This is a genomic window from Gimesia aquarii, from assembly GCF_007748195.1.
In the GTDB taxonomy this organism is placed as follows: domain Bacteria; phylum Planctomycetota; class Planctomycetia; order Planctomycetales; family Planctomycetaceae; genus Gimesia; species Gimesia aquarii.
In genome coordinates this window covers 1457443-1471261 of the sequence record NZ_CP037920.1, presented here as the reverse complement: position 1 = coordinate 1471261, position 13819 = coordinate 1457443, and the positions used below count along the sequence as shown (strand labels likewise).

General features: G+C 44.9%; 13 protein-coding genes. 8 read left to right on the top strand and 5 right to left on the bottom strand.

What is annotated here, in order from left to right; all coding sequences use genetic code 11:
• The first annotated feature begins 19 nt into the window (after positions 1–19).
• The 5 genes from V144x_RS06090 (at position 20) to V144x_RS06070 (ending at position 5039) form a co-directional block, all read left to right on the top strand.
• Complete coding sequence (locus tag V144x_RS06090) at positions 20–793, top strand: SDR family NAD(P)-dependent oxidoreductase (RefSeq protein ID WP_144982900.1); 774 nt, start codon at positions 20–22, stop codon at positions 791–793.
• A 222-nt stretch (positions 794–1015) separates the two neighbouring features.
• Positions 1016–2191, top strand: a complete 1176-nt coding sequence (locus V144x_RS06085) for a hypothetical protein (RefSeq protein WP_144982897.1) — start codon at positions 1016–1018, stop codon at positions 2189–2191.
• Positions 2184–3365, top strand: a complete 1182-nt coding sequence (locus tag V144x_RS06080; protein WP_144982894.1) for an esterase/lipase family protein — start codon at positions 2184–2186, stop codon at positions 3363–3365. Before V144x_RS06085 ends, V144x_RS06080 begins: the two co-directional genes overlap by 8 nt.
• Positions 3366–3492: 127 nt before the next feature.
• Complete coding sequence (locus tag V144x_RS06075) at positions 3493–3807, top strand: hypothetical protein (protein WP_144982891.1); 315 nt, start codon at positions 3493–3495, stop codon at positions 3805–3807.
• Positions 3808–4094: 287 nt separating this feature from the next.
• Positions 4095–5039: a sugar phosphate isomerase/epimerase family protein gene (locus tag V144x_RS06070; protein WP_144982888.1), complete on the top strand. Its 945-nt coding sequence runs from the start codon at positions 4095–4097 to the stop codon at positions 5037–5039.
• Between the two features lie 80 nt (positions 5040–5119).
• Here V144x_RS06070 and V144x_RS06065 read toward each other — a convergent pair whose 3' ends face one another.
• Both V144x_RS06065 and V144x_RS06060 read right to left on the bottom strand, forming a co-directional pair.
• Positions 5120–5734, bottom strand: coding sequence for a hypothetical protein (locus V144x_RS06065; RefSeq protein ID WP_144982885.1), 615 nt, complete (start codon positions 5732–5734; stop codon positions 5120–5122).
• Between the two features lie 393 nt (positions 5735–6127).
• On the bottom strand, positions 6128–6415 hold the full coding sequence (locus V144x_RS06060) for a hypothetical protein (RefSeq protein ID WP_144982882.1): 288 nt from the start codon (positions 6413–6415) through the stop codon (positions 6128–6130).
• Between the two features lie 725 nt (positions 6416–7140).
• On the opposite strand from V144x_RS06060, the gene V144x_RS06055 reads away from it, so the two are divergent.
• Positions 7141–8580 (top strand): catalase, encoded by a 1440-nt coding sequence (locus V144x_RS06055; protein ID WP_144982879.1) that lies wholly within the window; start codon positions 7141–7143, stop codon positions 8578–8580.
• Positions 8581–8606: 26 nt separating this feature from the next.
• Here V144x_RS06055 and V144x_RS06050 read toward each other — a convergent pair whose 3' ends face one another.
• The gene (locus tag V144x_RS06050) at positions 8607–9545 is read right to left on the bottom strand and encodes an alpha/beta fold hydrolase (RefSeq protein WP_144982876.1); all 939 of its coding nucleotides are present in this window, start codon (positions 9543–9545) and stop codon (positions 8607–8609) included.
• Positions 9542–10159, bottom strand: a complete 618-nt coding sequence (locus V144x_RS06045) for a TetR/AcrR family transcriptional regulator (protein ID WP_144982873.1) — start codon at positions 10157–10159, stop codon at positions 9542–9544. Before V144x_RS06045 ends, V144x_RS06050 begins: the two co-directional genes overlap by 4 nt.
• Positions 10160–10392: 233 nt before the next feature.
• Here V144x_RS06045 and V144x_RS06040 point away from each other — a divergent pair, with 233 nt between their 5' ends.
• Together V144x_RS06040 and V144x_RS06035 are read left to right on the top strand one after the other, a co-directional pair.
• Positions 10393–11607: a DUF3500 domain-containing protein gene (locus V144x_RS06040; RefSeq protein ID WP_144982871.1), complete on the top strand. Its 1215-nt coding sequence runs from the start codon at positions 10393–10395 to the stop codon at positions 11605–11607.
• 202 nt (positions 11608–11809) lie between these two features.
• A complete protein-coding gene (locus V144x_RS06035; RefSeq protein ID WP_144982868.1) occupies positions 11810–12922 on the top strand; it encodes a glycoside hydrolase 5 family protein in 1113 nt (370 codons plus the stop codon).
• Positions 12923–12997: 75 nt separating this feature from the next.
• Here the strand turns inward: V144x_RS06035 and V144x_RS06030 are convergent, their stop codons facing one another.
• Entirely contained in the window at positions 12998–13777 is a 780-nt protein-coding gene (locus V144x_RS06030; protein WP_144982865.1) for an SDR family NAD(P)-dependent oxidoreductase, read from the bottom strand.
• Between the last annotated feature and the right edge of the window lie 42 nt (positions 13778–13819).

Below are 13819 nucleotides of genomic sequence, written 5' to 3'. Positions count from 1 at the left end.
ATCGGGACGAAGAACGATCATGTCAGAAGCAAATATTCATCCACAGAGATTTCAAAACCGAGTTGCCTTAGTCACCGGAGGATCTCGTGGAATTGGGCGGGCCTGTTGCTTACGACTGGCGAAAGAAGGAGCGCGTGTTGCCGTAAGTTATCGCAGTGGTCAAAAGGATGCTGAAGAAACCTTACGACAGATTCAAACAATCGGAGGCACTGGCATTGTTGTGCAAGGCGATGTTTCCGACAGTGAGCAAGTCGATCAAATGATAGGCGAAGTCGAAGCTCAACTGGGAGAAGTCGAGCTGTTGGTCAATAACTCGGGAATCTTCCATTATGAGTCACATACCGAATTGACGGAAGACTCGTGGCGTCAAATGCTGGACGTGAATCTGACGGGCACGTTTCTTGTCACATGGCGGGTGAAAGAAGGAATGCTGAAACGCCAGTTTGGTCGCATTGTCAACTTAAGCTCACTTTCCGGTCTGCAGCCACGTCCGATGGCGATCGCTTATGCCGTCAGTAAAGCAGGCATGATCTCGTTCACGCAAAGTACGGCGACTGCCTGGGCAGGCGAGAATGTCCGCGTGAATGCGGTCGCACCGGGATTGATCGAAACCGAAATTCTCTCGAATGTCGACAAAACTGATCTTGATAAAATCATCGAGGCAACCCCGATCCCACGAATGGGAACCCCGGAAGAGGTTGCGGCAATGGTAGCGTTCCTGCTGTCCGAGGAGAGTAATTTCACAACAGGACAAACCCTCGTCCTCAGCGGCGGACGAGGTATGCTGCCGTAGATTGCTTGTATTTTTTAATCTGATCGGCAAAAAATAAATGCTCATTCGATTAAGGGTCAGACTCAAAGATGACTGAAGATTATCCCTGGATGCGATAGGTGACAGTAAGCATCACGGTTTGGTTAAGTCAGATTTTTCTTAAAAACTTGCCAAATAAGAGCAAAGTTGTGATACTACCTTGTACAGTACCTCAATGGTCATCCAGACTGAAAGGCGCCGAACATGTTCCAATGTTGTCAATACATTGATCGCTCTATTTTAATTTTGATCTTTCATATCAGTTTTTTCACTAACACTTCTTTAAGTGAAGAACCAGAGGCACTCGAGACCTTACCACTCATTGGATTTCGAGAACTGAACCCGAATCTGATTATCTCCGATGGAAAAGAAGTCGCAGGTATACCTTCAGATATCTTTATTGCTGGAGTCAAGTCTTCAGATGAAGTGCGCAAAGCGCTCCGTGCAAAAGGGATAAACGAAGAGCAAGCACGCGTCGAGGACTGGTTTTCTGCAGCACAAACCGTGGCTTCATCAATGGCTTGGAATACAGGACAACGAACTCCCTCAGGAAAAATGCAGGTTATAGCAAAATCACCATTTTCTGGAAAAAATGATAAGCTAGATGGAAATCTTTTTGTTGATCTTTCTGCTTCTGAATTATTTCCAACATGGCAAAACAATAAGCTTCAAAACAAAGATTTTTACTATAAGGGAAAAGAAGTTAACTTGATTCGCACGGATGTTCGAACAACCACAATGTTTAAACAGGCGTATGATAAAATTCCAAAAGGACCTCCCGGAGACCCATCGAAATGGAAGTCAAACGACGTTCACAATTGGTCAAATGAAGTCGTTGGTATAGCAGGCAGTCTTACCGCAAAGCCATCAACCTATAATTCAATCACGTTGAAACATGGCTCAATTACGTTCGGAGAACCGCTCATCCATAATGTAGCTCAAAGTAAACCACTGCCAGTCGGTGAAGAGGGTCAAGTATTATCAGTAGAATTTTTCTTCACAATTCGCAATCTGAATCCGAAAAAAATTAAAAACCTGTCTTTCTGCGTCGAAATATCACCTCCCACTGTGATCTCTTTAGAGCTTGTTCCTGAACTTCGTAAATCGGGGGATCAATACAAAAACCTTAAACCTAAAATTATTCCCGGAGGTCTACGAGAAAATCAAGTATTCTGGTCGATGAGTGGTGATGCGATTGAAAAAGGGTCTTACGCTTTTACTGCAAAGATTCGTGTACCCTCAAAAATACAATCCATAAATATCTCTCAGTCTATGGTAGGACGCACGGTGGGATCTTTATGGATCCGAGAACAAACAATCGGAACGCCTAAACCTGTAGTACGACGGATTGCAATTAGTCCGGAAGTGAAAAATGACTGATACCAATCATCGTGAACACAACAAAGAGGAAGTCAACCATGGGCCCCCAAAAAAAATGGGCCATAGCATTCTTTTAAATTTTCTATTTTCTCTGATTTTAATACTCGCCTCTTTTGGATACGCTCTTTGGCAGACTCGTATTATCGATGGGAATTTCCATTTCAATGCAGTCCGCTGGGAATTCGTTTTACCTTTCTCTGCAATTCTGGCTACACTTCCCTGGTTCATTCTCTGGATACGAAGAAAAAAACAGACATCCTTGCAATATCAAAACGACTTGCAAAATTCAAATCCCAGTGATAACAATAAGTGGTATACCTATAACAATAGCGATACCGTTCTTGTATTTATTCATGGAGTCCTTTCGGACAGCCGAAGTTGCTGGCTTAATCAGGAAAGAGACAAGCATGTCTTTTGGCCCGATTTGATTGGCGCCGATTCTCGATTCAATGATCCTGCGATCTTTCTTGCAGGATACTACACCGAAATCAACAGTGGTTCGACAACAATCAGAGATTGTGCAGAACAAGTTTTTTCTGCATTAGGCAGGCCAGATGTAAATGGACATGCTCCTGTGTTGAATTGGCAGCGAATTGTGTTTGTTTGCCACAGTATGGGTGGCATCGTAGCCAGATATTTACTGGAATCGAATCAAAAAGAATTCGAAAATAAGGAAATTGGGCTCGTATTAATTGCCTCTCCATCATACGGCTCAAAACTTGCCAACCGTCTGTCACCAATTATTCGATTTTATGGTCATTCTCAAGGCAAACAGTTAAAGTGGGGCGGGGAATTGAATAAAGACCTCGATTTTAAATTCAAGAAGCTGATTGATAAAAAAAGTATACCTGGATTAAGTGGTGTAGAATTCTACGAAAATCATTTTATTGCCCCGGGAATTTTACGCTTTCTCAAATGGAAGTGGATTCCGCTAAGAACACGTCACGTTGTGGTCACCGAGGAATCAGCGGGACGCTATTTTGGAGCCCCCAAGCTCATTCCCAATAGCGACCATTTTACAAGTGTAAAACCAGACAATCAAAAACATTGCACTCATGAGTACTTTTATGACTTCTTGAAGAATAAAGGGTTACTACCGAAAGATCGTGCAGACAATATTGCTGCAAAACATATCTTAAATACCGTCGATAAAAATAAGAAAGCAAGCGACTGACAAGAGTGATGCATGTGAGATACCAAATCACATTACGAATATAACAAGTAGAAGTCCCAAAATTCCTTTCATAGATTTCATGGGTTTAGACTTGATTCAAAAGCACAACTTTATGTACTCTTAGCGAATGAAATATTTACTATTACTCACCATCTTTGTTGTTGGCTGCTCTGAGACAACTGATCCAGGAACAGCTTCAAATGCCACTTCCGAAAATCTTGGCGAACGAAACATTCCCGTTCCCGAAGACGATAAAATCGCCGCTGCCGCATTAGCTACCATCAAAACAAAGCTGAAATGCGAAAGATGTGGCATTAAACGAGACGAAGAAGACAAAACCGGCTTTCGATATTATGTCGACTGTGATGGCATCAAGTATGTGGTCACTTACGATCCCGAAAAAGACGAAGTCTTGAGTTCGGAACTAATTACAGAGAAGTAGATGTCGTATTGATCGTTTCATGATGCACAACAGATATAGATTGACATTCTCGTCTCTCACTATATCAAGATGAATCGGCTCTCAATCTACCGTAACTCTCTCAACGTGCAGTATGTTCTGACACAGTAACTAATAGCATCTCCTGTCAGGATTCCTCCCACCAAACCCGATCGACTGATAATCGTTGCGAACAGGCAAGCTGAAGCATACACTAGAGATCGAATCACTTCGCCATTCTCATCAGCTCTTTGATGAATCGATCATCATGTATTTAAGGATCAACGGATATGCCTATCAGCCGTCGAGAATTTCTCACCAGTTCCACAGCCGCCGCAACAGTATTGGGTGCGACCTCGTCTGGTACCGCGGGAGAAAAAGAATCAGTTCAAACCCAACCACGTCGGGCCAGGATTGGGATCTCTACGTATTCGTATTGGCGGTACAATGCGCGTACCAAGCTGTCGATTGAAAAATGTATCGATCTGGCGGCAGAGTCCGGCTTTGATGGCGTGGATGTGTTGCACGTGCAGATGAAAGGCGAGTCGAACAAGAAACTGCAAAACATTAAGCGTCGTGCGTTTCTGCATGGGATTGATTTGTGTGGCTTTTCAACACACCAGGGCTTTGTCTCTCCCGATAAAGCCAGACGCCAGAAAAATGTAGAGAAGACCTTACATCAGATTGAATTGGCATATCAAATGGGAATTCCCACGATGCGGGTCAATACAGGCGGGTGGGGGACCTCTGCCAATTTTGATGAGTTGATGCGCAATCGTGGTATCGAGCCGCGACTGAAAGGGTACACCGATGACGACGCTTATGGCTGGGTGATTGGCAGTCTGGAACAATGTTTGAAAAAAGCAGAAGAGTGTGGCGTTCTGTTAGGATTGGAAAATCACTGGGGAATGGCGCGCACACCTGAAGGTTTAATGCGCATTGTGAATGCCATCGATTCGCCTTGGCTGCAAGTTACCATGGACACCGGCAACTTCCTGGAAGACCCGTACGAGAAACTGGAACAAATTGCACCGAAAACTGTTTATGTGCAAGCCAAAACCTACTACGGCGGCGGGAAATGGTACACGTTAGATCTGGATTATAGTCTCATTGCCCAAATCTTGAAGAAAAACAAATACCAAGGTTACATCACGCTGGAATTCGAAGGTAAAGAAGATTACGAAACCGCGATTCCCAAATCACTGGCGATGCTGCGTAACGCCTTTGATGAGTGAAATTGGAAAATGAATAAAAGGAACAAGTTCTATTACACTTCTCTAAAGATTTTGTATTTTGAGCACCAGTTTTGTTGAGTTCAATAACTTGATTTGTGGTTTGCAATTTCCATTAACTTAAAGTGAGAAGTTTCAACACGCCGTAGTATGTCCCAATTAAAAATTCCGAACCAAATTAAGAAAAGTATTCCACTAACACCACTGGTTGGATCCAATATGTTGAGTGGTTCATTTAACAAACGATAAAGACCAGTTGCATATCCACCCAGTAAGCCAATTTGAATATACACAATCAGATACAGACGGAGTGATGAGCCACAGTTTTGTGAAATCAGCCAAAGGTAAGATAGAATCACACTCAAAATGTAGAAATGCATAGGTCCGACAAATGCCTCATACCAGACATGTGTCGTGTAGTCGAGTTCTTCAACAATGAGTGTTTTGAACGCGACTGCTGTCACGTTTGTTGCTAGAAAACAAAGACTGTAATACATCACAAACCAGAGCTTTGACTTTCTGGCAGATGTTTTGAATTCTTCGCAACGGATAAGACTCAAGAAGATTGGAATCGAGATTGCCGTCATCACGGGCATGAACACATAAGCCTCAAAAAAATAGGTTGATCGCACGAAGACAAGCAATGGGCCAAGAGCCTCTCCAAAAGTGTTTGTGAAAGTGGTTTCTTGTAAATCCATACCATTTTACCTGGTAAAATTAAGGTTCAACCAAACAAACGGACCAGTCCGTCCGTGCCGCTTTATGCTTTATGTGATATCGTTCCAGAAGTCAGAATCTTGAAATCTCTGTCTCAAAAAATTGAGATAACATTTTTTACTCTGTGTGTAGACTTCTTTTGAGAAACTCAAGAAGCAAATCACTGCGATGTGGAAGTCAGCTGAGATGAAAATCGAAAGATAAGCAAGCAAGTTCTGTAATGATATGACTGTATATTGGAGATACTTTGTTACCAGAATACCCAAAAAGAGGGAATAGCAAAATTCATTCGTCTTCTCCATCCCCATTCAGAAAACTCCCTAATTTGAATAGGGTGCAAGACCGTTCAAATAGAGGTAGATAGCAGGCTTAACTCAAGCAACGGGATTCGATGTTCTGCCCTCGACACAGCCATTTATGACGCTGCCGAACAACAGATCGGCAAATGGATATGTTGCGTTATCGACGTCAAAATCACGAATTTCACTCAAATTAATGGCAGCCCGCAGAAAATTATCCATGCGTTTGCGTTGTTCTTGACGGTATATGAGGTGCGATGGGAAAACGGAGTCTCGAAACTCGGCTCGTTCCTGGATCATGATTTCCATCGCTTCAGGGTTGAGTTCATAGAACTTGGCATAAGCGATGGCAATGGCTCGCAAGATGGAGAGTGCACTTAACTGATATCTTTGGATTGAGCCCTTCGTTTTTCAGCCCACTATGTCTCAGCAACTTGTTCAACGAGTTCATGATTTTCACTTCGTCGGCAGAAGGTATATCGAGTAGAATAGAGGTTAAAATTGGCTTGCTACTTCAATCTTCATGACCTCGTGCGTCATGCAAGTAATCAAATTTAGATTGTATTGAAACTCGTTTGGATAAGGTTCTGGCATGAGAGTGTCATGATGGAGAAGGGCGGTAAGCTGATGAGTTTCAGATTTGCGCAACATTGTCTGAGAAGTGGTTTAATCGGAACGATATTTTGCATGAATTGTACTCAGAGCGATTCGAAACGTAGTGCTCATGTTGCACTGGTTTTCGTGACATATTTCGTTAACCCTACAATACCAGTGTTTTTCATAGTGCTAAAAACCTCACGCGTTTTCCTGTTCATCTACAAAATAAAATTCGCTCGCGCGCGCGACGCACAAGTGGGAACTTTCGCGAAGGGCGCGGCGGTGTCAAGTTGAAAATGAGTACTGAAAATGGGGAATGTGTCTTGAGATTTACATTCAGGTGATCAAACTGAGCTATGCTCAAAGCAGCCTCTGTTTATGATGTGTTTGGTGCATGACAACTATCCGGATAATTCATTAGACATCTTGACTCCTGGCCAATATAGTTCACTAAGAATCAAATTCTAAGGATCTTTCGAGGAGCAAAGAGAATGAATAAGAAGCCAAAACTGACCACAACAGGCGGCGCGCCGATCGCCGATAATCAAAATTCAATCACAGCAGGCCCCCGTGGTCCGGTTCTGTTACAGGATTACCAGCTGATCGAAAAACTGGCTCATCAAAATCGCGAGCGGATCGCGGAACGGGTTGTGCATGCCAAAGGCTGGGGGGCGTTTGGAACACTGACAATCGAACATGACATCAGCAAATATACCAAAGCGAAAGTGCTGCAGCCGGGAACGCAAACCGAAATGATCGCGCGCTTCTCGACAGTGGCCGGCGAAGCGGGTGCCGCCGATGCAGAGCGGGATGTGCGTGGATTCGCCTTGAAGTTCTATACGGAAGAAGGAAACTGGGATCTGGTCGGCAATAACACCCCGGTATTCTTTGTGCGAGACGCTTATAAGTTTCCCGATTTTATCCATACACAGAAGCGGCACCCGCGCACTAATTTACGCTCCCCCACCGCAATGTGGGATTTCTGGTCTCTCTCACCAGAATCATTGCATCAGGTTACGATCCTGTTTTCAGATCGTGGGTTGCCTATCAGTGTGCGTCACATCAACGGCTATGGCAGCCACACTTTTAGTTTGATCAACGATCAGAACGAACGCTTCTGGGTCAAATTTCATTTCAAAACAGAGCAGGGGCACAAGCACTGGACGAACGAAGAAGCCGAGCAGGTTGTCGGCAAGACGCGCGAAAGTACTCAGGAAGACCTGTTCTATGCCATCGAAAACGGTGACTTTCCTAAATGGAAGTTTCAGGTACAGATCATGCCGGAAACCGATGCCGACCTGACGCCTTATAATCCGTTCGACCTGACCAAAGTCTGGCCGCACAGTGATTATCCCTGTATCGATGTTGGTACCATGGAATTGAATCGCAATCCGGATAATTACTTCGCGGAGATTGAACAGGCCTCGTTTTCTCCGTCCAATATCGTGCCGGGCATCGGATTTTCTCCTGATAAAATGTTGCAGGCCCGCATCTTCTCCTACGCGGACGCACACCGTCATCGTTTGGGCACGCATTATGAATCGCTACCGGTCAACGCACCGAAGTGTCCCGTGCATCATTACCATAAAGACGGCGCGATGTGCTTTAAGTCGAACGGCACAAATTCGGATGCATACTACGAACCGAATTCCTTCAACGGACCTGTGGAGCAACCAGATGTGGCAGAGCCGCCACTCAAAATCTCAGGTGATGCCGACCGCTATAATCACCGTGAAGGTAACGACGATTATGCACAACCTCGCGCATTGTTTAATCTGTTTGATGACGGACAGAAAGCTCGCTTATTCTCGAACATCGCCGCAGCTATGCAGGGTGTTCCCGAAGAGATTGTGGAACGACAGCTCAAGCATTTCGAACTGGTTGATCCTGCTTATGGAGCCGGTGTGCGAGAGGCACTGGGGCGTTCTTAGTCAAAGTCGTAGAGTAGCGGCCGCCTTTAGTGTTTTGTTTCAGACTGAACGCAAAACGCTGAGGGCGATGCTGCTCGAATTGACTCTAAGGCTGACTCGAAAATTTGAGTAAATCGCCGGCGGTCATCAGAGTCAAATGAAGGGCAGTGGTGACTGTTTTTTAATAAATGAGCGCCGACTAAATTGGGGAATAGAGAATAAGAGCGTGCAATCAGAGGTTCTCCGGGGAATGAGAGATCTTTGTCGGCAGCGATTACAAAAACGGGAGCGTTAAGAGATGACATATCGTTCTTCGAAACAAGCGGTGGAACTGAGAAATCGACATTCCAGTACCGCATGGCATCCGTGATGTAAGGAGACCAATATTCATCGGACGTCGTAAATATTTTGTGAACCGCGCGATCGCAGTTTTTCTGCGTGGGAAACAATTTAAATCGCAGCATGGGTAAACCGATTTCCCAGATCCCTTTCAGGACAGGTCCGCGAACAATCGAACCAGGTACGACTAAAATTAATCCACTGATCCGATCAGGATTGTATTTTGCTAATTGCAAAGCCACACTTCCACCCCAACTGACACCACAGACAGTCGCGCGTTCAATTGAAAGTTGATCGAAAACTTCACAAAGCCAGCGGCTATATTCGTCCGTTCCAAAATCCAGACGAACTTGCTCGGCACGTGTTGATTGACCGGGTATGTTGACGGTATAAAACCGTTGTCGTCCCGGTAAATCTTGGAGTTCACCAAGGGCGAACGGGGCTCCCGCTGTCGCACCATGAAGGATTACTATAGGACTCGAATCTTGAGACTCTTCAGGCCCCGTGATCATTACATCTGTGAATCCAAATGAAGTATTGACTCTTTCGGTACGTGTTTCGAATGATAGTCTCGATTCGAATCGATCATGCCATTCGTTTAAGATCCGGAATCCATCGTCACTCTTAGCAAGTTTTACTTGCTTCATAATTTGATTCCCCGATAATGCTGATCAATCAGCAGCTTATGTTGTGCTGCACCAGACTCGACGTCTGAGAATTTTGATTTGATTTGGATCATCAACACAAAATAGTAGTGAGCAAAAAACTCCAACACGGCTGCTTCGATATTGACGTCTTCGCGAATTTCCTTACGTTGGATTGATGCAACGTAAATCGCGGCGATTCGAGTGCCTGCTTCTTTCACCTGGTTTGTGAATTGTTCACCCCAGTCGCCTCGCGCAAACAACGAATGCTCAAGAAAATCGGTATACAACTCTGGCTCGGACGCATAATGATTCAAAAATGACTCTCCAATGTGAACTAGCTGTTCATCCAATGGCTTAGTCGGTTTTAACGTCGTAAAAACTTCGTAAGCAAACTGTTGAATGTCGCCATGGAAAACTTCATACAACAAATCTTCTTTCGATCCAAAATGAGCCATGACCGTTCCGACAGCAACTTTGGATATCGAAGCGATTTCGCGAATCGTTGTATTCTTGAAACCTCGGTTTCGCATGGTGGATCGCGCAGCAGAAAGGATCGCAGAGTGTGTTGCCTGCCTTTGTTTTTCACGTTTTGACTCTGGTCGCAAATCAGTCATACAATAATACTATCACATTTACTGAACACGTTCAATGAACGCGTTCAGTAAATTTTGACCTAATTCTAACTTAGTGAGTACAGAACAAATCGCCCTCAACATTCTACTTCGATACTTTGGGCACGACTCCGTGTTTAATGTAGAGTTCATGCCGTCGGCAGAAGAGAATTTCAACATGTCATGTCGCAACGAGTTCGTCTGACTCGTGTTTTGTCGTTAGATGGGAAATCAGAATGAAAAGACTGCTTGTTATTGGACTTTGTGTTGGCATATCCGCTTTGGCTGTCGGAATCACTGGCTCACTGTTTTCACAACGCCCCCATCGTGGGCGACAACAACAGCAACAACGCGAACAGTCTCTTGCTGAACCGTTCCTGGGAGTGACGACTACTGGCAAAACGAAAACAGGGCTCTTCAAAATCAAATCCACGGGTGTCTCAACGAAGCCGGTGCGGGTCGCGGCACAGGCTTTCCTGGATAGCCTCTCGAAAGAGCAAGCCAGCCGCACGAAGTTCCCGGTAGACGATCTGGAATGGCGGAAATGGGATAATCGTCATCGGTATCCACGTCAGGGAATCGGGTTCAATGAGATGTCGCAAGAACAACGAAAACTGGCATTCGCCATGCTCCGCGCCAGTTTGAGTGCGAAGGGGCTCAAGAAAACTCAGGATATCATGAAACTCAACGGCACACTGGCAGAGTTGACTAAACGATTTGACGAGTATGGCGAGTGGCTGTACTGGATCACGATTATGGGAGAACCGTCGGCAATTAAGCCCTGGGGTTGGCAGTTAGATGGTCATCATGTCGTCATCAACTATTTCGTTTTGGGCGATCAGGTGGTGATGACTCCGGTCTTCATGGGTTCCGAGCCGGTCAAAGCAGAATCGGGCAAGTTCAAAGGCACAGTGGTCATGCAGGAGGAGCAGAACAAAGGGCTTACGTTGATCAAATCCTTAAATGCAACACAGCAGGCTGATGCAATCGTCCGTAGTTCGAAGGGACCGACCAATAATCTCACTGAAGCATTTCGTGATAATGTTGTGCTTGAGTACGCCGGCATCAAGGCCTCGCAGTTGGATGCCCAACAACGGGAGCTACTACTTGAATTAATCTCCGAATTTGTTGGTAACATGGACGCAGGACATGCTCGGGTTAAGATGAGTGAGGTCAAACAACACCTGGACGAAACCTACTTTGCCTGGATGGGTGGTACGAATTCTGAGAGTGTTTACTATTATCGTATTCAGAGCCCGGTGATCCTGATTGAATTCGATCACCAACGACCAATTGCCCTGGGTCGTTCAGGGACGCCGACGCGCAATCACATTCACACTGTGGTACGCACTCCGAACGGAAATGACTACGGCAAAGATCTCTTGCGACAGCATTATCTGAAGCACCATCATCATCATGAGACTGATGAGCACTCACAGCCACAAAAATAATCATGGATGGGAGCGATGCCAGAGAATTGTTGCTTTTTTTGATCTAAATTATCAGCTTTTGCGTATTTGTCTGGAAGTCGCAAAAGGAATTGAAACCAAATCCTCAACCGATTGGTATTAACGATGACGAGTTAACATTAAAGTTACTCTCTATTCAATCTAAAATACCAATGAATCATTGATAGACCTGAAAGACAGCAGTATGTGGAAACTTCTAGGTGCGATACTTGTCATCGTCTTAAGCCTGTGGTTCATTTTTTCATTACCAGTAGTCCCCTCGCATTCAGCGAGTTTCTGGCAAGCAGAATCCTGGATGCAAAAAGATTCGACATTGCCCGAAACAATACCATCGCGCGTGCTGGCTCTAACAGATCTACCCCCACTCGAACCGGCACCGACTCCCGATATTCTGCTTGCCGCCATTCAAAAAAGTAAGGAAGTGGGCTGTGATGGTGCTGTGTTGACCTATTCATGGCCTTCATTGGAACCCCGACCAGGTGACCTGACTTTGGAAGAGTTAAAAAACGGTATCGTTATTAACAAGGGACGTGTCCTTTTCCTGGGGATCCAGGTACTCAATACAACTGTGAAGGATCTCCCCACTGACCTGCAGACAAAACGTTTTGACGATCCTCAGGTTATCGAACGCTTTCAATCCTTCCTCGATGCTTTAGCTCCCTTATTGCAAAATCGCGTTCGCTATCTTTCAATCGGAAACGAAAGCGATATTTATCTGACAGCCCATCCTGACGAAATCAATGCTTATGCAACATTTTTAAATTCTGCTTACAAACATGCTAAAAAAATTGCTCCCGATTTAATCGTAGGAACTACTTTGACTGATGCTGGTGCATTACAGCCTGAATTTCAGCAGTTAGTTAAAAACGCAGATGCCCATTTTCTTACCTACTACCATGGTCAAGTTGGTGTGGAGGGAACATTTAAAGATACAACGAAAGTAAAAGAAGAGATCCTTAAATTATCTACAAAACTCGATGAGCGTCCGATTGTTTTTCAAGAGATTGGTTTTCCTGCCCATGACCAGATCAGCTCTGCAGAGAAACAGGCTGAATTTGTGAATGGAGTTTTCGATGCCTGGGACGAACTCAATTCTCGCGTGCCATTCCTGAACTATTTCATGATGTACGACTTCCCGGAAAGTATTATTAATGATCAACTCACTTATTATGGCGTTGACGACGACACTAAGCCATTGGTTAGATTCCTGACCACTCTCGGTCTGCATCAAGTGGATGGGACACCCCGAGAAAGTTGGAGTGTGTTCGAACAGCGAGCTAAAGAACTCAAAAAGTAACTACATCATTCAGGTCGATGAGTGTTTTTATTTAAACAATATAAAGGAGAACAAAGACTTGAAACACACTGTAATTTATTGATGAGTTGCTTTTTGTTTGTGCCTTGGCGCGATGGTAGCCAAACCACCGTCAACACCCAGCACTTGACCTGTGATCCAACTATTTGCGGGTTGCAATAACCATGCGATCATCGAAGCAACGTCAGCGGGTTCACCGATTCGGTCCAGTGCATGCATTGCGGCCGAAGTAGACTGAGCAGTGGGAGTTTCCCATAGCTTTTTTGTCATATTAGATTTAATTAATCCCGGAGCAACCGCATTGACTCGTATTCCACGATTTGCATACGTTGCAGCAGACGAAAGCGTTAAGCCGATGACCCCTGCTTTGGCAGCCGCTATGGCTTCATGGTTTGCAAAACCGATCCGCGCTGCTGCGGAAGAGACTAATACAATAGCACCTCCCGTCTGCCGCATGACTTTTGAAGCACTGCGTACTGTCACGAACGCGGAACTAAGATTTGTCATCAAAGTCTCCTGCCATTCTTCATCCGAAGTCAGATGCGCAGGTTTTAAAAGCACGGACCCGATACAATTCGCAACCCCGTCAACTCGACCGTATTCAGTATGTGCTGTCTGCAGGCATTCCTCGATGGAGCTTAATTCAGATGCATCTATATTACAGAAAGGTGAGTCTAACTCCGCCCCCAATTCCTGAAGTTTATTTTTGTCACGACCGCCGAGTAATACATGATGGCCAGCACTAATCAGACCACGACTCAACTCGGAACCAACGGAACCAGTTGCCCCCAGAACCACGAATTTTTGTTGTTCTAACTTTGAACCAGATCTGTTCATGTTCTCACTTTATCTTAATTTAAAAATGGAGATTAGACCTTC

Bases quoted from the DNA above. Each gene is read 5' to 3' on its own strand.
- V144x_RS06090 (WP_144982900.1), top strand. From the start codon at position 20: ATGTCAGAAGCAAATATTCATCCACAGAGATTTCAAAACCGAGTTGCC.
- V144x_RS06085 (WP_144982897.1), top strand. From the start codon at position 1,016: ATGTTCCAATGTTGTCAATACATTGATCGCTCTATTTTAATTTTGATC.
- V144x_RS06080 (WP_144982894.1), top strand. From the start codon at position 2,184: ATGACTGATACCAATCATCGTGAACACAACAAAGAGGAAGTCAACCAT.
- V144x_RS06075 (WP_144982891.1), top strand. From the start codon at position 3,493: ATGAAATATTTACTATTACTCACCATCTTTGTTGTTGGCTGCTCTGAG.
- V144x_RS06070 (WP_144982888.1), top strand. From the start codon at position 4,095: ATGCCTATCAGCCGTCGAGAATTTCTCACCAGTTCCACAGCCGCCGCA.
- V144x_RS06065 (WP_144982885.1), bottom strand. From the start codon at position 5,734: ATGGATTTACAAGAAACCACTTTCACAAACACTTTTGGAGAGGCTCTT.
- V144x_RS06055 (WP_144982879.1), top strand. From the start codon at position 7,141: ATGAATAAGAAGCCAAAACTGACCACAACAGGCGGCGCGCCGATCGCC.
- V144x_RS06050 (WP_144982876.1), bottom strand. From the start codon at position 9,545: ATGAAGCAAGTAAAACTTGCTAAGAGTGACGATGGATTCCGGATCTTA.
- V144x_RS06045 (WP_144982873.1), bottom strand. From the start codon at position 10,159: ATGACTGATTTGCGACCAGAGTCAAAACGTGAAAAACAAAGGCAGGCA.
- V144x_RS06040 (WP_144982871.1), top strand. From the start codon at position 10,393: ATGAAAAGACTGCTTGTTATTGGACTTTGTGTTGGCATATCCGCTTTG.
- V144x_RS06035 (WP_144982868.1), top strand. From the start codon at position 11,810: ATGTGGAAACTTCTAGGTGCGATACTTGTCATCGTCTTAAGCCTGTGG.
- V144x_RS06030 (WP_144982865.1), bottom strand. From the start codon at position 13,777: ATGAACAGATCTGGTTCAAAGTTAGAACAACAAAAATTCGTGGTTCTG.